Below are 21,458 nucleotides of genomic sequence, written 5' to 3' on the forward strand. Positions count from 1 at the left end.
TGTTCTTGGCATGATGGGTTGTCATGGTTAGTTTTTGGCGAAAGTAATTATACCAGCCCATCATGCTGTCTAATAATCCATCACGAAAGATCAACAAGCCCTAATAGTTCTGTAATGATTCAAGCAGCTTAAAGGCTCCGCAGCGCGGGGCCTTTTTGTATTTACGATGTTAAGTCTCCTCCCGAATTTTCTATTCAGGTTAATTTATACGGCCCAGTGTTAATTTGCTGTTTTTTATGCTAAACCATGGTTGCAATCAAAGCTGTATCACGCAACGAAAATAACAATAAGGAAGCATATGAACACGTTATTTAAATATTCCCTCTGTGCGCTGGCAGTAAACTCCCTGATTTATAGTGGGATGAGTACAGCTCAGCAGAATAGTGAGCAAGCTACTTCTGAGCAGGTTGAAAGAATAGAAGTTACTGGTTCCCGCATTAAACGGAATGATATGGAAGGCGCTGCGCCAATTGATGTCATTAGCCGGGATGACATTGCCAAGTCGGGTTTCGCAAATTTGCAGCAACTGTTGGAGAGAACCCCAGTTGCCGGTACAGGCACCTTCTCTACCCGCGGTAATAATCAGGATTCTACCGCCAATGGTGGGGCTGCCATTAGTTTGCGTGGCTTTGGATCTGATGCAACGCTGGTGCTAATCAACGGTCGTCGGGTAGCTGTCAGCGCTTTTGCAGAAAACATTGCCAACTCTTTTGTTGATATTAACTCTATACCGGTTGCCGCCATTGAACGCATTGAAATTCTGAAGGATGGTGCGTCAGCTGTTTACGGTTCAGATGCTGTCGCTGGCGTTGTTAACATTATTTTGCGCAAAGATTTTGATGGCGCTGAGCTGAGTGTTAGTCATGGTGGTACTACCGGTCCATCTTATGATGAAACATCGGCAAGTTTAGTCTGGGGCACTGAAACAGATGACGCAAATGCCACCCTTATTCTTGATTACTTTAAAAATACTGTGATTACCGGGGCAGAGATGGGCCGGTTCGGTACCGCTAACCAGGCGCCATATGGCGGAAATGATTTCCGTTCATCGCGCGGTTTTCCTGGTAATTTTATTGTAAATGGCGAAACCCGAATTGATCCGGGCTGCCCGGCAGGTCAGGCATTTGGCCAAACCTGTGTATTTGACTATGGTCCTTTTGGCATGGTTGTGCCTGAAGCTGAAAGGGTTGGTGCAATTTTTCAGGGCAGTCAGCAATTTACTACTGACTTACAGGGTTATGTCGAGCTGGCTGTGCAACATAACCGTTCGCAGGCTTCCGGAGCTGCGACCCCGCTAGACGGTGATGCCGGTTTGACTGTGCCTGGATCTCACCCAAACAACCCTTTTGATGAAGACATCGCAATAAACCGTTTCCGTACAGTAGATGCCGGGCCACGAGTCTGGGATATAGAATCTGATTCATTAAGGCTGGTGGTGGGATTGCGCGGTCAGTTGCAAAACTGGGACTGGGATGTCTCTGCTCAGAAAGGCCGTAGTGAGTCTATGCAGACCGGCAGTAAGCAGCAAGGCTGGGTAAGAACTGACTTCCTGCAAGAACAAATTAATCTTGGTAATTATAATCCGTTTGGTGGCGTGTACAACTCGCCAGAGGTGATTGACGCGATAACCACGTCATTGGTTCGTCGGGGCGAGTCGCATATTACTGCATATGACGCCAGCATTAGTGGTGAAGCCTTTGCACTGGGCGACCAGATGGTTTCACTAGCTGCCGGTTTGGAGTACCGCGAAGAAGATGCGTTTGATCAACCTGATGACCAATTCCAACGAGGTCTTATATTTGGTACCGAGTCTGTTTCTGCCCAGGCCCAGCGGGATCAATATGCAGCATATGTTGAGTTACTTATTCCGATTGATGACACGCTGGAGTTCACCGTCGCGGGCCGATACGACCACTACAGTGATTTTGGATCTACCACAAACCCGCAATTCACCATGAAATGGCGACCAATGGATAATTTTACGTTGCGCGCATCATTTGGTCAGGGTTTCCGGGCGCCTTCTCTGGCTCAAATCGGTCTGGGGCCATCTCAGGAGTCGGTATTTTTTACCGATACATTTCGCTGTCCAACAGCTGACCCGACTAACCCGGCGTGTGCGGCTACTGACTACACTATAGTCTTTGTTGGCAGTGAGGGCCTGCAGCCAGAAGAGTCAGAAACCTTTAACATAGGGGCGGTATGGCAGGTTAATGATGAGTTTGATATCACGGTAGATATCTGGAGCATTACTCAGGACAACAAAATTGATAAGAATGATTTTGAGAATGTGTATAACGCCGAGTGTAATAATCAGAACAGTACTGTATGTGTTCGTTTAGATCCTTTGCCAGGTCAAACTCTGGGTGAACTATCACGTCTTTTTAACAGTTACGTTAATGTCAGTTCGCAGGAAGCGACAGGACTTGATCTTTCTACATCATACCGATTAGCTTTGCAGGATATGGGGCAGGTCCGTTTTAATCTGGATTGGTCATTCATCAGTAAATTTGAAAAGAACGGTATCGACTACGCCGGAGAATATAACTACCCGCAACACCGCTGGTTAGCAGCTGCCGACTGGAGCCATGGGGACTGGGGTGTTGTTACCAGCCTTAGTTACATTGGTGAGTTTGAAGACTATGCCGCGCCAAGTGAAGTTGAAAGCACGTCAACTCGTTCGATTAGTGCACAAATGCTATTGGATGTGCAGCTTCGTTACAATCTGAACGACAAAACGCAACTTGTGCTGGGAATGAATAATGCAATGGATGAAGATCCGCCGTTTGCAATTGGCGATGGTGATGCCGACCTGTATGGTTATGTATCACGTGTTCATAACCCTCGCGGTCAGTTTGTTTACGGCAAGGTCAGCTATCGTTTTTAGTTGTAACTAAAGGTTTAATAACAAAAATAAAAACAGCGCTATAACGCGCTGTTTTCTTGTCAGTTTGCTATCGGTGAATTCTATTCAACAATAGGCTCTATATGAATTTCGACCCGGCGGTTTTGCGCCCGGTTGGCATCAGAGGTATTGGCTACTGCCGGATAGTTAGGACCATAACCCTGGGTCTCCAGTCGGATAGATTGCACGTTTTGGGCCATTAAGTAGTTTTTAACTGCATCAGCGCGGGCCATCGACAGATTCATATTGTATTGGTATGGTCCGGTATCATCAGTATGGCCGGCGATAACCAACATAGTCTTTTCATAATCGCGCAGTACTTTGGCAATATCATTAAATACCGGATACAAATTAGATTTAATATCAGAGCGGTTAATATCAAAAGTAAGCTGGGCCGGAATATCCAGTTTTAATATGTCGCCATCCCGGATAACTTTTACCCCAGAGCCGCTAAGCTCTTCCCGCATGGCCTTTTCCTGATTGTCCATGTAGCTGCCAACAGCTGCACCAGCTAAAGCGCCAACAGCAGCTCCAATCACTAAACGCTTATCTTTATGATTGCCGGTAGCTTTACCGGCAATGGCTCCGGCTACAGCACCAATAGCTGCCCCTCTGGTAGCGTTAGACTGATTAGCACAACCCGCTAATACCAAGCTGGCAACGAGGGTAGTAACTGCAAAAGACATCAATTTCATAACATACTCCTTAGAATTATGAAACGAGCATAACACTGTTCTCTGAATTGCTGCTGAACTTAATAAATTACTCAAGTGTTAGTGAATTCTTTACACTCTTCTAAAAAGATATCATGTAGATTTAATGTAAATAGAATTCCCTTTCGCAGGTTTTTTGGGTAAGGTAACCGGGTTTTGGGTAGCAAGAATGGCTGCCCGCAGTTTAAAACAATCAGGACATACAGTAATGATAATTATAATTCGTTGTTTTTGTTTGTTATTAGGTTTGGGGTTAACTCAGGCAGCGCATGCCAGCGTGTTTAAATGCACTGCAGCAGATGGCAGTGTGGTATTTCAGGGATCGGCTTGTATCACTGGTGACGAAGCGCAAATTGATATGCTGTTCGGCGAACAGAAAAAGCACGAGCCTATGGCAATGCTCGATGGTAGCTGGTGTGAACTGGGTACTTCCAAAGTGCTGGACGGTACCGTATACCGGGATGAGACGTTTAGCAAAACCTGGGTGTTTGCTGAAAATCGGATGACCCAGCATATTCAGCAAGGGCAGCGCCAGGACACGTTTAATTACAATATCCGGCAACGGACGGGCAATTTTGTTATTGACCATCCCGCTTTTGGCAGTGGCCAGGTTAGCTGGCACGTTCGACGTCATAACGAGCGCGAGCTGGTTATTGCGGCTTACGGCAACTTTACCCATCTGACTGCCGGCGAATGTGACGTGGCGATGGCTCGGAATTAAAAATTTATAGACATATAGACGCCTAAATCGTAAGCTGCTGCCATCATTCAGCGGGAGTATGTTATGGCTTTTACGTCCTGGCGTCGTATCGTTATTAAAGTAGGCAGTGCGTTAATTGCCCCGTCAGCACATGGCTGCTCTACCCGCTACCTGTTAACAATTGCCCGCTTTATTGCCGAGTGCCGGTTAGCTGGAAAGGAAGTGGTACTGGTGTCCTCAGGCAGTGTCGCTGCGGGGCGCAACGCCATCACTGCTAAGCAGCAGCCATTACCAATTAATGTTAAACAAGCTATGGCCGCCGTAGGGCAAAGCCGGATGATGGCCAGCTGGAGCCAGCTGTTTGACTTTGACTGTGCCCAAATCCTGCTGACTCATGACGACCTGCAAGACCGCCGCCGTTATCTGAACATCGACAATACCCTGCGTACCCTGCTGGCAAATCAGGTTTTACCCATTGTTAATGAGAACGATTCGGTGGCAACAGCGGAGCTGAAAGTGGGTGACAACGACAACTTAGCCGCTTTAGTGGCGATAGTTGTCGATGCCGATGTGCTGCTAATCTGTTCTGACATTGATGGTTTATATACGGCCAACCCCAGGCTGGAACCGAACGCCCAACATATTGCTGAAGTGGCTCAGGTAACCAGTGCCATATACGCCATGGCTGGCGGCAGTCACCATGCCATTGGCACCGGTGGCATGCAGACCAAAATTCAGGCGGCAGACAAAGCCACTAAAGCGGGTATTGACACTCTAATCATCAATGGCCAGGATGCTGGTAGCTTCGAACGCTTGCTGGCTGGCTTAACAGCGGGAACCCGCTTTGTCCGGCAGCAAGACCGGTTGAGTGCGAAAAAACACTGGTTATTAAATACCTTGAAGCAGCAGGGCGTGGTTGAGGTTGATGCTGGCGCTTGTATTGCTTTACAGCAAAATGGCGCTTCATTGCTTGCCAGTGGTATTGTCAGTAGCAGCGGCAATTTTGATAAGGGCGATGCAGTACTGATTACCGGCGCTTTGCAACAGCCCCTTGCTAAAGGGATTAGTCAGTACAGTTCGCAGGAACTGGCCAAAATTAAGGGCTTGCATAGCAAAGACATCGCTGCAGTGCTTGGTTACTGTCCCAGTGAAGTAGTGGTACACCGAAACGATTTAGTATTGCTTAACAGCTAGTGCTCGCTGTAACGTGGTTATCAGATATGCTGCTACTTAAATAAGTTAAGGAATACTGATGAAGCTGGCGATAGTGGGGGGAGGCATTAATGGCTTATCCAGTGCCTGGCAATTAGCACTGGCCGGTCACCAGGTCACATTGTTTGAACGTGACACCTTAATGGCGGCAACCAGCAGCGCATCTTCTAAGCTGTTGCATGGTGGTTTGCGCTATCTGGAGCAGGGCGAGTTCCGACTGGTGCGTGAAGCGTTGCAGGAGCGGCGCTGGTGGTTGAAGAAAGCCCCGCAGCTTACCAGGCGTCTGCCCATTCTTTACCCTATTTACCGCGATTCCCGTCGACCCCGCTGGCAACTTAAAATTGGCTTATGGCTGTATGATACTTTTGCCGGTCGCAAAGGTATTGGCCGCCATCGCTGGCTCACACCGCAACAGACATTGCGCTGTTCACCTCATTTAGCCGCCGCAGGATTAACCGGCGCTTATCTGTTTTTCGATGGCCAGATGGATGACCGGAAACTGGGGTTGTGGATGGCGCAGCAATGCACTAAAGCCGGGGTGCAACTGGTTGAGCATAGCCCGGTACTAAAAGTAACTGCTGAGGGCAGGGTATTACTTAGCAGCGGCTGGCAGCAATTTGACCGGGTGGTAAACGTTGCCGGGCCCTGGAGCCAGCAATTATTGCAGCAATCAGGCTTACCCCAGCAAGCGCTGGATTTAGTGCGCGGCAGCCATTTACTGTTACCGCCAATCAGTCGTTACGGTCATATGCTGGAAGTGCCGGGTGAAGCGCGCATCGTTTTCGTATTGCCTTATCAGTGTAATACCCTACTTGGTACCACAGAAGTCAGGCAGCAACTGGATGAGGCTATCAAGTGCTCTGCCGCTGAGCGTGAGTATTTACTGAACCTATATAACCATTACTTTCAACCGTCAGCCGACAGTTCCACTGTGCTGGCCGATTTTGCCGGAGTGCGGCCGCTACTCGCTGGCAGTGCCAATGCCAGCAAAGCCAGTCGTGAGTACCAGCTTAACTGGCAAGGCCAGCTGTTGACCGTATCGGGTGGCAAATGGACCACCGCCCGGGCGCTGGGAAAACAGGTTAGCCAGGCGGTTGCCAGCAATTAAAGAGCGTAGCAAACGGCGATAAAAACTCGCTTTGTCATATAAAATCAGTATTATTTTCAATAATTAAATTTACTGACAGGGGTCAGGATGTTTTCAGCTTTTAATAAAATGGCCGTAAAACAACAGTTTGTATTGGTGCTGGTGTTATTGATTTTGCTTAGTTCAGTGTTGAGTGGCGTGCTGGCGTATCGCCAGTCCAAGCAACTGGTACTCGACCGGATGCTGCAACATGAAATGCCGGCAGTGGTGCGGCAGGTTAGCCAGACGCTGGAAGGGCAAATCGTTCAGATGACCACAGCCACCCAGCAACTGGCAGAAAACCCATATATTTTACGTTGGGCTGAACAGGGCTTTGCGGCAGAAGGCGAAGCGTTATTGCTGCAGCAAATTAATCAGGTGAAGCAGCAACTTGGGCTGGATGCAGCGTCGTGGGCCGATCGGCAAACTGGCCGCTACTGGAAATTTGACGGCTTTTTAAGGGTATTGAACCCTGAGCAAGACGGCTGGTTTTTTGCTTTTCGTGATTCTGGTGCGGCGACTAATGTCAGCCTGTACACTGAGCCTGATGGACAGGTACTGATGTTTGTTAACTATCAGCAACTTAATGGCCGTGGGCTTTCCGGTATTGCTGTGTCTCTGGATCAGATGGTGGAGTTTCTGAAAAGTATCCGTATTGCTGACAGCGGTCTGGCTTATCTGGCCGATCGCGATGGCAATATTGCCATTCATCCCGAAAGCAGCTTGATTGGCAAACAAACCATGGCAGAGCTATATGGCAACGAGGTGGCGCAGCGACTGGCAGACGACAATCGTTTGCGCAGCGAGATCACCGACGACTTATTGCTGGTTAGCGTGCCTGTGGCAGGAACCATCTGGTCAGTTGTTGCCCAGGTGCCACTGGCTGAAGTGTTAGCGCCGGTAAAAAAGCTACGCACAACTTTAATTATCACCGGCCTGGTGGCGACCTTGCTGGCTGGTTTACTGGCATGGTTGCTGGCGGGCTCGTTAACCCGTCGTTTGCATTCTGTTGCTGAAACTCTGGCAGATATCGGTGACGGTGATGGTGATTTACGGCAACGGTTGCCAGCCGACGGTGCGTTGGAAGTCAGGCAGATCGGCAGTGGTTTTAACAACTTTGTGGCGAAAATCCATGGCCTGATCACCCAGCTGCATCAGCAAAGTGAACAATTACAGCAGTCAGCTACTCAGGTCAATGACAGCGCCAGCCAGAATCGCGATCTGGCACAGGAGCAGCGCGACAGACTTAATGGCATCGCCACGGCAATAGAGCAGTTGACAGCCACTATCAGTACGGTAGCGGGCAATGCGGCTAAGGCGGCAGATACAGCCGAACATACCAACGAGAATGCCAGCCGCGGCCTGACGGTAATAAGTGATACCAGTCAGAGCCTGCAGCAGCTTACCCGCGAAGTAGATCATATTGCTGCGGTGGTTAGTACCCTTGCCAAGAACAGCGATAAAATCGGCGGCATCCTTAATGTTATCCGGGCTATTTCGGAGCAAACCAACTTACTGGCATTAAACGCGGCCATTGAAGCGGCACGTGCTGGCGAGCATGGTCGCGGTTTTGCGGTCGTGGCAGATGAGGTGCGGCAACTAGCCCAGCGAGCCGCCAGCGCCACCGACGAAATTCAGCAAATGATCAACCAATTGCAAACGGAATCGCAGCAGGCAGTGGGTGCTGCTGAGCAGGGTAAACAGCAGGCCAGCCGCAGTGCCCAGGCCATGCTGGAGGCTACCGCTGAACTACAACATATCGTGGACGGCATCCGGGAGCTGGATCAGCTGAACCGGCAAGTGGCAACGGCTACCGATGAGCAGGCCGCGGTGGTACAGCATTTAGGACAAAGCGTACACAGTGTGGCGCAACTGGTTGACGACAGTACCGGCTCAGCCACTAAGCTGGCTGATTTCAGTGTGCGGTTGCGTCAGTTATCTGGTGAGTTAAACCGGCTGATCGACCGGTTTATCGTCTAGCCGGTTTATAAGGTAATGGCCAGGATTTTTGAGCGACGTTGATAGTTATACAGCTGTTTTTTCTGGCTGGGTAAATCATCCACGGTAACCAGCTCAAAGCCCTGCTCTAAAAACCAGTGGATGCTGCGGGTAGTCAGGGCAAATACCTTATCATAGCGGCGCTGGCGGGCCTGCTGAATAATGTGCTTTAACAGCAGGCTACCCCGGTCTGCATCCCGGTAATCGGGGTGAACCGCTAAACAGGCAAATTCGCCGACATTTTCATCGATAAAGGGATATAAAGCGGCGCAGCCAATCACCAGGCCATCGCGTTCAATTAAGGTAAAGTAGTCAATTTCCATTTCCAGCTGCTCACGTGAGCGGCGTACCAGCAAGCCTTGCTGCTCCAGCGGCCGGATCAAATCTAAAATACCGCCAATGTCGCTGATAGTGGCCCGGCGTAACTTTTCAGCCGACTCGGTTACAATCTGAGTACCGATACCATCGCGGGAGAACAGCTCCTGCAGCAGGGCGCCGTCTTCATCGTAGCTGACTAAATGGCAGCGTGGCACGCCGGCCCGGGTTGCCATAATGGCCGCATGTAAAAATGCCAGGGTACCCGGACAGGCCTCGGTGTTTTCAGACAAATTATCCAGAATCGTTTCGGCTTCATTCGGCATTAATTCGGCAATAATATCTCCGGCTTCATCGGTAATACCGCCTACTTCACTGAAGCCAATCATTTTATCGGCTTTCAGTTTTATTGCGACCTGAGTGGCAATATCTTCAGCAGTCAGGTTAAAACTTTCGCCGGTTACTGAGGCAGCGATGGGCCCCATTAGTACTATGCCGTTATTATCTAACTGGCGGCGGATACCGGCCGCATCAATCCGCCGCACCCGGCCGCTGTGGTGATAATCAATGCCCTCATCCACCCCCAATGGCTGGGCAATAACAAAATTACCGCTAACCACGTTAATTTGCGCGCCCTGCATTGGTGTATTGCTCAAACTCATCGATAGTCTGGCAGTAATGTCCAGCTGTAAGGCGCCGGCTACCTGCTTAATTAATCTAAAAGAGTCATCGTCAGTCACCCGCACCCGGTTGTGATAGGTAGGCTCCAGCCCGGCCAGGCCCAACGCCTGATTAATTTGCGGCCGGGCACCATACACCAGTACAATTTTAATTCCCAGGCTGTTGAGCAGGGCTATATCATTAATAATGCTACGAAAACCCGGCTGGGTAATCGCTTCTCCGCCGAGCATCACCACAAAGGTTTTACCACGGTGAGCATTAACATAGGGGGCAGATTGGCGAAAACCGGAGACAAGTTCAGTAGTACGCACGGGTAAGAGGCTTCCTTTTGCTAAGACATTAACGGTGTAAGCTATAAAGATGGCAGTAAGATGACAAAATGCCAACTTTGGCTACCGCAACGTCGGCATTTTATGTGAATTGTGGGTTAATATCCACTTTTTGAGCATATTTATTCTTTTCGCTGTCGGGGTAGTGTTGCCAGCGAAGGGAATGACTGGCAAAGCTGCGGCAGAAGTTTTGCAAAAGAAGGAGACAGACGTAGCGTTTAACTGACAACAGGCTGCGGCCTGTTGTCATATTGTTAGTCTTTTATTTATTTATATTTTTTATGTAAAAGTAGTTGTTTTTTTATATTAAAGAGTTATTTTAGTCGCGCTTATTTTGGCAAGGAGGCCATGATAAATTCCTATCTTAATCCTGCCAGTATCTGCATTTTTCATAACTAAAAAAATATATCTCAGGTGAAGTTAATGATAAAAAAACTAATTATATTGATTCCGGCCCTATTATTTATGTCTGGCTGTGCTCATCAAATTCAATTGAATCCAAAAATGGACCAATTCACTGAGTCAGCTAATAAATCTGATGCAGTGGTAGGTTACTACATATCAGCAGCCGATAAAGTTAAGCAGGTTAAAACCCCTGGCGGCGGTGGTGATAAAGTCAGTTATGCACCTTATAAAGACACGGAATCTGTTCTGTACACCGTGCTTAATAATAAATTTAAAGATGTTTTTCCTTTAACAACCTTAGGTGATGAAAGCTTTATCGCCAGCAACGATATTAAACTTGTTTTTGTGCCAAAACTAATCACCAACTCCAAATCCAGTAGTCTGTTTACCTGGCCACCTACCAGTTTTACAGTAAAGCTTACTGTAAATGCGCTGAATGCTGATGGTAATACAGTATGGAGTAAGACAGTGGAAAGCGAGGGTGCTGCAGAGTTTGATGAGTTTAAGGCAGATTTTTCGCTGGCTGCTCGGAGGGCAACTGAAGCTGCATTCTTAAAAATGGCTGCTGAACTGGAAAAAGCTGATTTTGATGATTTGGTTAGTTCAGGAGTAACACTGTGATTATTTTACGTACTTTGGTGCTATTGCTGGTTATCACCGTTAGTGGTTGCAGTATGTACACCCCCCCCTATGCCACGTCTATCGATAACAACCAGCTTATTAAGCGCTCAGGCATTCAGCCACTTTCGGTAGGAACTTTCGCCACAGATAAAAAACTTAATAAAATATCATTGCGTGGTTCACCGATGCGTTCATCTGTGGGGGCAGGTTATGGTGAATATTTAAGTGATGCACTGACTCAGGAATTGAAACTGGCCAAACTATGGTCGGCAGTTTCCACTAACGAGGTTAGTGGTGAGATACTGGAAAACGATATCGACATTTCGGGTTTTTCAAAAGGTGATGGCGTTATCAGCGTAAAGTTCATGGTTAAGTCGAATGATGTCATAGTATTTGATAAGGTAGTCTCAGCTAAAACGGACATTGAGTCATCATTTATCGGTGCTATAGCCATTCCAAATGGTCAGGCAAATTATGCGGTATTAATACAGGAACTGATAAAAAATCTGTTTTCTGACCAGGATTTTATTAACGCGTTGCAGTAAGTTGGCGAACCAGACTAGCCGCCAAACATAAAAGCCAACATAAGATGTTGGCTTTTAATTTTTGATTGAATATTAAGATGGCAGCTTATTAATCCAGAATAATATGTGGCAAAAAGCGCGAGCTGTCTTTAGTGATCAGGCTATTGTCTTCGCGGACACAAATGCCGGCTGCACTGTCGCCAACAACCCAACTACCTATCAGGGTATAGTTGTCGCCAAATTTTGGCAGTGGCGCTAACGCCTGGCGGATATAGCCACTGTCGGTGTAGGGGCCGTCTTCGCTCAAACGCTGACCATTGGCAGTAACCAGTTCAATATTGGCACCCTCGCGCGAAAACAATGGCTTTTTCACCCAACCGGCTTCTACCGGCTGCTTATCGGCAAAAAAGGCCGGCAATAAATTGGGGTGGCCCTGATACTTTTGCCATAACAGCGGTAAAATACCTTTGTTTGACAGTAGCAGTTTCCAGCCCGGTTCCAGCCACTGAGTTTTGCTGGTCAGAATGGTGCCGGCAAACTCTTCCTGCAGCATAAACTCCCACGGATACAGCTTAAACAAGCCATTGATCGGAAAACCATCAGTATCCACTAACTGGCCGTCAATATCACCCAGTTGCTCCAGCTGAATGTAGCGGCAATTCAGACCGGCCTGTAACGCAATGTCCATCAGGTAGTCGACAGTACCTTTATCTTCGATGCTTGCAGTGACACTGCTAAAGTAAAAAGGCTGGGCCAATGGTAGCTGAGCAAAAGCTTGTTCCAGCTTATCCTGCAGGGAATTAAACTGATCGGCGCCCTGTGGTAGTTGGCCGCGCATTAGCTGATCTTCGAGCCATACCCACTGGAAAAAACCGGTTTCAAATAGCGAAGTCGGGGTGTCGTAGTTCAGCTCCAGTAACTTCGCCGGGCCATTGCCATCGTAACTGAAGTCCATCCTGCCATATAAATGAGGCTCACCGCTGCGCCAGCTGGCGGCAATGTAATCCCAGAACCGCTCTGGAATAGCCAGCTGCTGCAGCAGTTGCTCGCTGGCCAGAATATCGGGTACCAGATCTAATGCCATCTGGTGCAGTTCTTCAGTTGGCGTTTCCAGGTTCTGCTCAATTTGCTGCAGGCTGAACTGATAATAGGCGCTTTCATCCCAGTAGGGTTCATTGTCGATAGTATGAAATGCAAAACCGACACTGTTGGCAAAGTCCTGCCAGCCTGGCCGGGGCGCGATAGCATGCCGTTTCATTGCTGTTAGCCTCCGTAACTGCGGTTGGCGCTGCGCTGTGCTGCCTGAGCGCCAAAGCCACCACGCCGGGCCAGAGTTGCCGGTTTAGGCTGCACAGCTGAGGGCCGGATAGTGGTAGTACCAGGCTGACTGGCTACTGCGGTGTTAGTGGCGGTACGAAAAGTATTGCGGTCATCCCGCGATTTATACAAAGGCTGGGTCGGTACTGTGTTTCGACCACTGGCCGCCGCTGTTTGCTGGCTGGCCGCCTGGCCTGCAGCCGGGGCTAAGCCGCCGCGGTTAAGCATCTGGCCGGCCATAAAACCCATCATCATTGGCATAAAAAAGCTGCCCTGCTGGTGCTGCTCAGGTGCCGTTTCACATTGGCCTGCACCAAAATCGACTTCACATTCCTGTTTGTTGGCATAGCGCGGTGCTACTTTCGGATGCAATTGCTCGGCTTCGGCAAAAGCAGCCTGACATTGTTCAGGCGGGTTATAAAAAGCGGCACACTCATCTGGTGTGCTGAATACCTGAGCCTCGACCTGCTTTTCGGCACAACCGTTTAATACCAGACCCGCAGCAGGTAACATAAAAATCAGGGCAGCTTTCTGGCTGCGCTTACTGGGACGAACCTTCATACTATGCTCCTTAATAAGTCATACAGGCGGCATTTAACATGCCGACAGTAACGGAACAACCGGCAGAAAAAATACCGGCGGCCAACTCGCCCTGGGTAATACGGTTTGGCAGTTGTTTCAGTGCAGCACTGCTGACCAGAAACGTCAGTACCTGCACTATTAACGCCACGGCGCCCCAGATAGCACAATCGAGTAATGACATAGAATTGGTGATGGCACTGGCCAGTGGCCAGGCAAAGCCAACTAAAGCGCCGGCAAAGGCAATGGCCGCCGCCGGGTTGTTGGCGCGAATAAGCGCAAACTCATCGTGCGGTGTGACCCAGGTATAAAGCCTGATAAATATGAGCAGCAACACTACAGCCAGCGCGAAGTAAGCCAGAAAAGAGGGTATGCCTGCCAGGGAGGTAAAAGCGGTGTCTAACATGGTGCTGTTTGTCATCAAAATATCCTGCGATTAAATGCCAGTACTGATCCTGCTTAAAAAGCCGGCGTAATTCAAGTAAAACCGCTAAGGCTCAGCCACTTTACCTTTTGTCGCAGCCTGGCAGCGGGTTAACCTGCCATGCTTTACAACCAGGGCAGAGCTTTTACACTCGGGTATATTTAAAACAATAATCATCATTATCCAAGGAACCACTATGAATAAAGTATCTGCCCTGGCGTTAGGCGTTGCCTTGTCGCTTGGTCTGGCCGCCTGCAGCAGCCAGCCGGTTGCTAAAAACAGCGCCTCATCATCAACCGAACCGGCTCAGCAACAATCTCAGCAGGGATCGCAACAGACGCTGGGTTCAGGTATTAATCCTGCCAATATGGACACCAGCGTGGCACCGCAGCAAGACTTTTTCCGTTACGTAAACGGCAACTGGTTAGCCAGCACTGATATTCCGGCTGACAAAGCGCGTTGGGGCAGTTTTGATGAACTGCGGGAAAATGCCGAAAAACAGGTACTGGCGATTATTCAGGAACTGGCGGCCGGCGAACACGCAACAGGTTCAGATGCCCAGAAAATGGCTGATTTATATCGCTCGTTTCTGGACGAAGCCAGCATTAATGCGCTGGGGTTAACGCCATTAGCTGGCGAAGTCAGCCGGATTGATAACCTGCAGAGCACGGCCGGCTTAAGCCAGTACTGGGGCGAAAACCAGCGCTATCGCTTCGGCACACCGCTGGCGGTTTATGTCGGGCAGGATCAGCGCCAGTCGGATCAATACATTACCGGTGCCAGTCAGGCCGGTTTAGGGTTGCCGGATCGCGACTATTATTTAAAAGACGATGAACGCAGTAAGGTTTTACTGGCCCAGTATCGCAGCTTTATCGAAAGCCTGTGGCAACTGGCGGGTTGGAGCGACGCTGAACAGGCTGCAGCCAACGTGCTGACAATTGAAACCAAGCTTGCCGCAGCACAGTGGAGCCGGATCCAGAACCGTGACCGCAACGCTACTTATAACAAACTCAGCAAGGCAGAGTTGGCAGAACTGGCCCCGGGTTTTGACTGGAACCAGTTTTTAAGCGCCGCCCAGCTTGGCGACATTGAACATATTGTGGTGCGTCAGCCCAGCTATTTTACCGCCTTTGCCAAAATACAGGCTGAAGTGCCACTGGCTCAGTGGCAGCAATACCTGAAGTTTCACTTATTGCGGGCTAATGCCAATAACCTGAGCGAGCCTTTCGTTAACGCCAGCTTTGATTTTTATGGCCGTATTCTAAGTGGCCTGCAGGAACAGCGCACCCGTGAAAAACGGGCGGTTAGTACCGTGGAAAGCAACCTGGGCTTTATGGTTGGTAAAGAGTACGTGCAGCGGCATTTTCAGCCAGAAGCGAAAGCGCGGATGGATGAAATGATTGAAAATCTGCGGGTCGCTTTCAAAGAGGCAATTGACCAGCTGGAATGGATGAGCCCGGCAACCAAGGTTGAAGCTCAGGCCAAGCTGGCTAAATTTAACACCAAAATTGGTTACCCTGATGTCTGGCGCGATTACCAGTGTGTGACGATTGCCGCCGACGACTTACTGGGTAACCTGCGGCGCAGTGCTGAATGTGAGTACCAGCGGATGGTAGACCGGCTGGGCCAGCCGGTGAATCGGGATGAGTGGGGTATGACGCCGCAAACGGTCAATGCCTACTACAGTTCAACTATGAACGAGATAGTGTTTCCGGCTGCAATTCTGCAACCACCGTTCTTTAATGTCGAGGCAGATGATGCCGTCAACTATGGAGCCATTGGTGGGGTAATTGGTCACGAATTTACTCATGGTTTTGACGATCAGGGTCGGCGTTCTGACGGCGATGGCAACCTGCGCGACTGGTGGGTAGCTGCAGATGAAAGCCAGTTCCGTGAGCGGGCACAGCGGATGATCGATCAGTACAGCAACTTTAATCCGATTGACGATCTGCGTTTACAGGGCGCACTGGGGCTGGGTGAAAACATTGCTGATTTAGGTGGCTTAACGGTGTCTTACAAAGCCTATCAGAATGCGACTAAAGATCAGCCCGCTGCCACTATCGATGGCTTTACCCCGGAGCAACGGTTCTTTATGGGCTGGGCGCAGGTATGGCGGATTAAGTTCCGCGATGAAGCACTGCGCCAGCAAGTGATCACCGGGCCACATTCACCAGGTATGTACCGGGTGCTGGGGGTGCTGTCGAATATGCCGGAGTTTTATCAAGCATTCGAGGTTAAGCCTGGTGATGCGATGTACCGCGAAGAAGATGTCCGGGTAAAAATCTGGTAAGGCGGGATAGCCACTAAGCGCAGGCGGCTTAAGCCGGCCTGCGTGTTTTATCATCTCTAAGGAATTAAACAGTGAACAAATTTTTAGTGATACCACTGAGTCTGATGCTGCTGTTACTAAGCAGCCAACTTAGCGCCACTGCGGTTGAAACGGGCTATCGTCAGCCGGTTGCTGACATCACCGCTATTGTCGATGCGGCGCCCACCCCCAGTGCCAGCTTAAGCCCCGATGGTTTAATGCTGTTAAGCCTGCAGTTCCCTGCCTTACCCAGCCTGGCCGATTTAGCCGCGCCGGAGCACCGTCTGGCCGGTGTAAGGTTAAATCCGGCCAACAATGGCCCGAGCCAGCCGCGCTATATTGCCGGCGTTACCCTGATTGATATTGCCAGTGGTAGCAGTCGGGCGATTAAAGGTTTGCCGGCAAGCTTAAAAGTGATTGCTGCTGAATGGTCTCCCAACAGCCGTTATATCGCCTTGGTGCAACTGGATGATAACGCCAGCAGCCTGTGGCGGATTGATACAAAAAACGCCACTGCCAAACGCTGGGGTAAGCTACAGCCTAATGCTGTACAGGGCGCCCGGCTGGAGTGGGCTGCCGCTAATGATGCGGTATATTTGTTGGCAGTAGACGCTAAGCGGCCCGCTGCCCCGGTTGCAGCGAAAGTACCAGCCGGCCCGGTGGTAACAGAAGCCCGCGGCCGCACAGCCCCGGCCCGCACCTATCAGGATTTATTAAAAGACGCCCATGACGAGGCGTTGTTCAATCATTACTTTAGCAGCCAACTGGTAAAAATAACCCTGAAAAACAAGGTCACTAATATTGGCCAGCCCGCGTTAATCCGCAGCTTTAGCCTGTCGCCTGATAACCAGCATATTCTGGTGAACCGGGTGGTGCCGCCGTTTTCATATGCAGTACCCATCTTCCGCTTTGCCAATAACACAGAAGTGTGGAACCTGGAGGGAAAGGTCAGCTACACCGTTGCTGAGCAGCCGGTGGCTGACAACCTGCCGATTGCCTTTGATGCGGTAGTTACCGGCCCCCGCAGTGTCAGCTGGCGCAACGATGCACCGGCTACCCTGCACTGGGCACAGGCTGCCGATGGTGGCGATCCGGCAAACGAAGCAGAGGTTCGCGACCAGTTATGGCAACTGGCAGCGCCCTTTAGCGCCGAACCGGTAAAACTGTTGGATATGGCATTTCGCTTCCGCAATTTACTGGCTGCCAACGCCAACACCGCCCTGGTTTACGAAGGTTGGTGGCAGGAGCGGCAGGAAAAAGTCTGGTTAATCAGCCCGGATGGCAGCACTGCACCGCGTTTATTATGGCAGCGTTCTACTGAAGATCGTTACGCTGATCCTGGCCGGCCATTACTGACTACTGCCGCTAACGGCCAGCGTTTGCTGCGCTTAGAACAGGGCCATGTGTACCTGACGGCAGCAGGGGCGTCGGAAGAAGGCAACCGGCCGTTTATCGATAAATATCAGCTGGCAAGTGGCGATACCGAACGGTTATGGCGCTCAGAAGCACCTTATTATGAGTACCCTATTACCTTGCTGCCCAGCGGCAAGTTGCTGACTCAGCGCGAAGCCCCAACCGAGCCGGCCGATTTTTATCTGCGCGACTTGCAAAGCGGTGAGCTGACAGCACTAACCGATACCCCACACCCGATGCCGCATACGCTGGGCATTAGCCGCGAGTTAATTAATTACCAGCGCGGCGACGGTGTGCCTATGTCGGCTAACCTGATTTTACCTGCAGGTTACGACGCCAAACGCGATGGCCCCTTGCCAACAGTGATCTGGGCTTACCCGCGGGAGTTTCGCAATGCGGCTGCTGCGGGCCAGGTGTCTGATTCACCGTACCGCTTTAACCGGGTAAGTTACTGGACCCCGCAGTTCCTGGCGACTCAGGGCTATGCGGTGCTGGACAACGCCACTATGCCGATTGTTGGTGAGGGTGAAGTAGAACCGAATGATAACTTTATCGAACAGCTGGTATTAAATGCTGAAGCCGCCATTGCAGCCGGGGTAAGCCGTGGCGTCACCGACCCACAGCGGGTTGCCATCGGCGGCCACTCTTACGGCGCCTTTATGACAGCCAACCTGCTGGCCCATACCAATTTATTTAAAGCCGGTATTGCCAGAAGCGGCGCCTACAACCGCAGCTTAACGCCGTTTGGCTTTCAGCGGGAGCAACGTACCCTGTGGGATGACCCGGACCTGTATCTGGCGATGTCACCGTTTTTCCATGCCGATAAGCTGAAAACGCCACTGCTGATGATCCACGGCACCGACGACAACAACTCGGGTACTTTCCCGATGCAAAGCGAGCGTTTATACCAGGCCGTTAAAGGCCATGGCGGCACTGTGCGTTTAGTGATGCTGCCACTGGAGTCGCACGGCTACCGCGCCCGCGAATCAGTGTTGCATATGCTATGGGAAACCCAGCAATGGCTGGATGAGTTTGTGAAAAACACCGCGCCAACCGAGGCGGAATAACCCCGCTTAACGCTATGCTACTGATAACCAAAGGGCTGCATTCGCAGCCCTTTTTAATTCAGCAGCATAGGTACCAGAAACCACACCATAAATAGGTTGATATACCAAGAGCTATTGGGTAACTTCAATTTATTTACAAAAGATAGAATGTAATTTACACGTCAGGAAAGCGTGGACGTTACAAAATATTAAGCTGTTATAAGCTAGAGGAATACCGATGTCATTTTTCAAGACGCTCGGCAAAGGTTTAAAGGGAGCAGCGGCAGCTTTAAAAGTTGATCAATATACAGTCAATGGTGTAAACGCAAAGTGCAACCATTGCGGACATCAGCATTTTGAAACTGGAGAAGCGCAATTAAATACCGCAGGCCTAACATTTATAAATTTAGATTGGGCAAATAGAAGTGCATCAATTCTTATTTGTAAAAAATGCACATTAATTATGTGGTTTTTAGAGGAACCTAAAAAAGTTGTTAAGTGAAGCTTATAACAAATGCCTTAAACATCGCGGCCTAAGGCCGCTCGACTCGCAACAAGTTGCTCGCGTGTGTGGCGGTCGTTAGCTGCACGTTGAGATTTACTGCTGTTACAAAAATGGTTTAAAAGTCAGAAAATTTAAGTGAATTAGAAATTTAAACCGTCCATAGAAAACGGGTTAACTAAATCAATATGCGGGCATAACGTACAATTCAAATAACAAGGAACAACAGTATGGAAGTATTTGGTATTATTGGAATGAGCTTTGGCATTATCGGTATGACCTTTGGCATAATAGCGTTCACTAAACAGATGAAGCTTGAAAAACACCTCAAAGAATCAGGTGTCGTGGAAAAAGATTACAAATAAAATCATCCTGTTCTGAAAGAAACGACAAATCTTGATGAATTACACCGTGAATTAAAAGTACTTTAACATCAGTAATATAGTGTAGCTATCAAGGCGATTATAGCGCAAAAATTTTACTGTGTCGCTTTTTGCTAATCCGCTGCGCGGCTTTCCGCGCTAAATTTGGGCGTTAGCACTATTTAAACGAAGTTATCAATTCAATCATGAGAGGCAGAAATGAAGTTAAAAACCAATTTTTTAGTTGCGTTTGCGCTTGGGTGCGTCTTTGCTTCATCTTCTATGCCAGCCTTTGCGTGTACCGGCATTTCTCTATCTAGTGACGACGGAGGTGTTGTCGTTGCCCGGACGGTTGAGTGGGCTTTGGGCGATGCAAAACATAATCAGATCGTCGTTTTTCCTCGTGGAAAAGCATTTCGTGCACAAACACCAGACGGAATGAACGGAAAAGCGTGGACGGGTAAGTTCGGATTGGTTTCAGTCGGGGCATATGATCAACCACATGGCCCGGACGCTATGAATGAGATGGGGCTCTATGTCGGGGCCTATTATTTTCCTGGGTATGCCGACTACACGAAATATGACAAAAAACATGCTGCTCGGTCGATGAGTGTCGGCGATTTTATGCAGTGGATGCTTTCATCGTTCGCATCTGTAGAGGAAGTGAAAAAGAATCTGGACAAGGTGCGCGTTGTTGATGTCCGAGATGCTCGTTTTGGCGGTGTTCCACTCCCTTTCCACTGGAAGATCGCTGATTCGACAGGGGCTGGCATTGTTGTAGAAATAATCAACGGCGGTGAAGTTAAAGTTTACGATATATTCAAGGGTGTGATTACTAATTCACCAACTTATGATTGGCATCTAACGAATCTACGAAATTATCTTAACCTAAGTACACAACCTGCAGCTGCCTTAACCATTGAAGGCGAATTAATAACTCCATTTGGCGCCGGCTCCGGCCTTGTTGGTCTTCCCGGAGACTTTACGCCGCCATCACGTTTTGTCCGTGCCTCTTTACTTACTGCGACCGCACGATCATTGCCAAGTTCTGTCGATGCTGTATTCGAGGCGTTTAGAATCCTTGATGGCTTTAACATCCCTTTAGGAGTAACAGGTAAGCCTGACAAAATCGCGTCAGATATTGAGAGTGCAACTCAGATTACCACAGCTGCTGATCTGACAAATAAACGGTACTACTTCCATACAATGAATAATCGCGAGGTTCGAATGATCGATCTCTCGAAAATCGACTTTGCAATGGTTACAGAACATATGATTGATGTTGATGCTGGCAAGAAACACACGGTACACGAGCTGTTCGTCACGGAGCCTGACACGGGTCGCTAACAAGGCCAGGCAAGGCAACGTCTTTTTCGGGGTAACAACATTAAGGAAGAACAAGCTTGAAGTACAAAAAGGAAATTCTGGTCGGTCTACTAATTTTTGCAGTACTTTACCCTGTGGTAATTTTACTTGTCGGCATTGCCGCTGCCGCTCCTACACCAGCAGGGTACTTTGATTGGTATCGTTCCAACGATCTTATTTGGTTAGGTTTGTTTATTTGGAATCTATGTACCATATATCCAGCGTCTGCTTTACCGTCCTTGATCATTACGTTTGTCGGCATCAAAATTAGTGCTGCAAAATGGTTACCTGTGAGTTGTGTCGTCACTGTTTTGTATCTTGGGGAGACTATTTATCGCGAAATCTCATTCGCCTTGCAATTTCCGCAATATGCAGAGCTAATTAGCTATAAGACGTATATTTCAGTGTGGGTGCTCCCGGCGTTTGTTTTTCTTGGTGGCTTCTTAACCACTAAATACTTTACAAAAAATTCAACAAGGACACAGTAACCTTTGCTGCGCTAATGCGCTGCTGGTATTAGATGTCATTTCAAACCCAGAAACTACACCATAAATATGGTGAACAACTGAGCGTTTTAGGCTCACTTAAGCAGCTTGCATTACCTCAAGGTAGCCGG

General features: G+C 49.2%; 18 protein-coding genes. 13 read left to right on the forward strand and 5 right to left on the reverse strand.

What is annotated here, in order from left to right; translation table 11 throughout:
* The first annotated feature begins 298 nt into the window (after positions 1-298).
* Positions 299-2,884, forward strand: a complete 2,586-nt coding sequence (locus H141_RS0117350) for a TonB-dependent receptor plug domain-containing protein (protein ID WP_019677558.1) — start codon at positions 299-301, stop codon at positions 2,882-2,884.
* Between the two features lie 80 nt (positions 2,885-2,964).
* On the opposite strand, the gene H141_RS0117355 is transcribed toward H141_RS0117350, so the two are convergent.
* A complete protein-coding gene (locus tag H141_RS0117355) occupies positions 2,965-3,597 on the reverse strand; it encodes a YiaD family glycine zipper/OmpA-like lipoprotein (protein ID WP_019677559.1) in 633 nt (210 codons plus the stop codon).
* A gap of 226 nt (positions 3,598-3,823) precedes the next feature.
* Here H141_RS0117355 and H141_RS0117360 point away from each other — a divergent pair, with 226 nt between their 5' ends.
* The 4 genes from H141_RS0117360 to H141_RS0117375 all read left to right on the forward strand — a co-directional run bounded on the left by H141_RS0117360 (position 3,824) and on the right by H141_RS0117375 (position 8,633).
* The gene (locus H141_RS0117360) at positions 3,824-4,336 is read left to right on the forward strand and encodes a DUF4124 domain-containing protein (RefSeq protein ID WP_033425635.1); all 513 of its coding nucleotides are present in this window, start codon (positions 3,824-3,826) and stop codon (positions 4,334-4,336) included.
* Between the two features lie 63 nt (positions 4,337-4,399).
* Complete coding sequence (proB, locus tag H141_RS0117365; protein WP_019677561.1) at positions 4,400-5,509, forward strand: glutamate 5-kinase; 1,110 nt, start codon at positions 4,400-4,402, stop codon at positions 5,507-5,509.
* 58 nt (positions 5,510-5,567) lie between these two features.
* Positions 5,568-6,635: a glycerol-3-phosphate dehydrogenase/oxidase gene (locus tag H141_RS0117370; RefSeq protein WP_019677562.1), complete on the forward strand. Its 1,068-nt coding sequence runs from the start codon at positions 5,568-5,570 to the stop codon at positions 6,633-6,635.
* Between the two features lie 87 nt (positions 6,636-6,722).
* On the forward strand, positions 6,723-8,633 hold the full coding sequence (locus tag H141_RS0117375) for a methyl-accepting chemotaxis protein (RefSeq protein WP_019677563.1): 1,911 nt from the start codon (positions 6,723-6,725) through the stop codon (positions 8,631-8,633).
* Positions 8,634-8,638: 5 nt separating this feature from the next.
* Here H141_RS0117375 and argA read toward each other — a convergent pair whose 3' ends face one another.
* Positions 8,639-9,958, reverse strand: a complete 1,320-nt coding sequence (gene argA, locus H141_RS0117380; RefSeq protein WP_019677564.1) for an amino-acid N-acetyltransferase — start codon at positions 9,956-9,958, stop codon at positions 8,639-8,641.
* A 441-nt stretch (positions 9,959-10,399) separates the two neighbouring features.
* Here argA and H141_RS20570 point away from each other — a divergent pair, with 441 nt between their 5' ends.
* Positions 10,400-11,002 (forward strand): hypothetical protein, encoded by a 603-nt coding sequence (locus tag H141_RS20570; RefSeq protein ID WP_019677566.1) that lies wholly within the window; start codon positions 10,400-10,402, stop codon positions 11,000-11,002.
* The gene (locus H141_RS0117390) at positions 10,999-11,547 is read left to right on the forward strand and encodes a YdgH/BhsA/McbA family protein (protein WP_019677567.1); all 549 of its coding nucleotides are present in this window, start codon (positions 10,999-11,001) and stop codon (positions 11,545-11,547) included. Before H141_RS20570 ends, H141_RS0117390 begins: the two co-directional genes overlap by 4 nt.
* A gap of 88 nt (positions 11,548-11,635) precedes the next feature.
* Here the strand turns inward: H141_RS0117390 and H141_RS0117395 are convergent, their stop codons facing one another.
* Genes H141_RS0117395 through H141_RS0117405 form a run of 3 tightly spaced genes read right to left on the reverse strand, consistent with a single transcriptional unit; the run spans position 11,636 to position 13,843 of the window.
* Positions 11,636-12,784: a glutathionylspermidine synthase family protein gene (locus H141_RS0117395; protein ID WP_019677568.1), complete on the reverse strand. Its 1,149-nt coding sequence runs from the start codon at positions 12,782-12,784 to the stop codon at positions 11,636-11,638.
* Positions 12,785-12,789: 5 nt separating this feature from the next.
* A complete protein-coding gene (locus tag H141_RS0117400; RefSeq protein ID WP_019677569.1) occupies positions 12,790-13,404 on the reverse strand; it encodes a DUF1190 domain-containing protein in 615 nt (204 codons plus the stop codon).
* Between the two features lie 10 nt (positions 13,405-13,414).
* Positions 13,415-13,843 (reverse strand): DUF350 domain-containing protein, encoded by a 429-nt coding sequence (locus tag H141_RS0117405; protein WP_019677570.1) that lies wholly within the window; start codon positions 13,841-13,843, stop codon positions 13,415-13,417.
* A gap of 199 nt (positions 13,844-14,042) precedes the next feature.
* Between H141_RS0117405 and H141_RS0117415 the strand changes: the two genes are divergently transcribed.
* From H141_RS0117415 to H141_RS0117440, 6 genes are all read left to right on the forward strand, one after another.
* On the forward strand, positions 14,043-16,136 hold the full coding sequence (locus H141_RS0117415) for a M13 family metallopeptidase (protein ID WP_019677572.1): 2,094 nt from the start codon (positions 14,043-14,045) through the stop codon (positions 16,134-16,136).
* A gap of 71 nt (positions 16,137-16,207) precedes the next feature.
* Positions 16,208-18,634: an alpha/beta hydrolase family protein gene (locus H141_RS0117420; protein ID WP_019677573.1), complete on the forward strand. Its 2,427-nt coding sequence runs from the start codon at positions 16,208-16,210 to the stop codon at positions 18,632-18,634.
* Positions 18,635-18,851: 217 nt separating this feature from the next.
* Positions 18,852-19,115, forward strand: a complete 264-nt coding sequence (locus H141_RS0117425; protein WP_019677574.1) for a hypothetical protein — start codon at positions 18,852-18,854, stop codon at positions 19,113-19,115.
* Between the two features lie 230 nt (positions 19,116-19,345).
* A complete protein-coding gene (locus H141_RS21940) occupies positions 19,346-19,480 on the forward strand; it encodes a hypothetical protein (RefSeq protein WP_019677575.1) in 135 nt (44 codons plus the stop codon).
* Between the two features lie 216 nt (positions 19,481-19,696).
* Entirely contained in the window at positions 19,697-20,824 is a 1,128-nt protein-coding gene (locus H141_RS0117435) for a linear amide C-N hydrolase (RefSeq protein WP_019677576.1), read from the forward strand.
* A gap of 56 nt (positions 20,825-20,880) precedes the next feature.
* On the forward strand, positions 20,881-21,330 hold the full coding sequence (locus H141_RS0117440) for a hypothetical protein (RefSeq protein ID WP_019677577.1): 450 nt from the start codon (positions 20,881-20,883) through the stop codon (positions 21,328-21,330).
* Positions 21,331-21,458: the final 128 nt, after the last annotated feature.

The sequence above is a fragment of the Arsukibacterium perlucidum DSM 18276 genome (assembly GCF_000382165.1).
Taxonomy (GTDB): Bacteria; Pseudomonadota; Gammaproteobacteria; order Enterobacterales; family Alteromonadaceae; genus Alishewanella; species Alishewanella perlucidum.

Coding starts and splice junctions, on each gene's coding strand:
- H141_RS0117375 (WP_019677563.1), top strand. CDS start 6,723: ATGTTTTCAGCTTTTAATAAAATGGCCGTAAAACAACAGTTTGTATTG.
- H141_RS0117370 (WP_019677562.1), top strand. CDS start 5,568: ATGAAGCTGGCGATAGTGGGGGGAGGCATTAATGGCTTATCCAGTGCC.
- H141_RS21940 (WP_019677575.1), top strand. CDS start 19,346: ATGGAAGTATTTGGTATTATTGGAATGAGCTTTGGCATTATCGGTATG.
- H141_RS0117405 (WP_019677570.1), bottom strand. CDS start 13,843: ATGACAAACAGCACCATGTTAGACACCGCTTTTACCTCCCTGGCAGGC.
- H141_RS0117425 (WP_019677574.1), top strand. CDS start 18,852: ATGTCATTTTTCAAGACGCTCGGCAAAGGTTTAAAGGGAGCAGCGGCA.
- H141_RS0117355 (WP_019677559.1), bottom strand. CDS start 3,597: ATGAAATTGATGTCTTTTGCAGTTACTACCCTCGTTGCCAGCTTGGTA.
- H141_RS20570 (WP_019677566.1), top strand. CDS start 10,400: ATGATAAAAAAACTAATTATATTGATTCCGGCCCTATTATTTATGTCT.
- H141_RS0117395 (WP_019677568.1), bottom strand. CDS start 12,784: ATGAAACGGCATGCTATCGCGCCCCGGCCAGGCTGGCAGGACTTTGCC.
- H141_RS0117435 (WP_019677576.1), top strand. CDS start 19,697: ATGAAGTTAAAAACCAATTTTTTAGTTGCGTTTGCGCTTGGGTGCGTC.
- H141_RS0117415 (WP_019677572.1), top strand. CDS start 14,043: ATGAATAAAGTATCTGCCCTGGCGTTAGGCGTTGCCTTGTCGCTTGGT.
- proB (WP_019677561.1), top strand. CDS start 4,400: ATGGCTTTTACGTCCTGGCGTCGTATCGTTATTAAAGTAGGCAGTGCG.
- H141_RS0117360 (WP_033425635.1), top strand. CDS start 3,824: ATGATAATTATAATTCGTTGTTTTTGTTTGTTATTAGGTTTGGGGTTA.
- H141_RS0117400 (WP_019677569.1), bottom strand. CDS start 13,404: ATGAAGGTTCGTCCCAGTAAGCGCAGCCAGAAAGCTGCCCTGATTTTT.
- H141_RS0117350 (WP_019677558.1), top strand. CDS start 299: ATGAACACGTTATTTAAATATTCCCTCTGTGCGCTGGCAGTAAACTCC.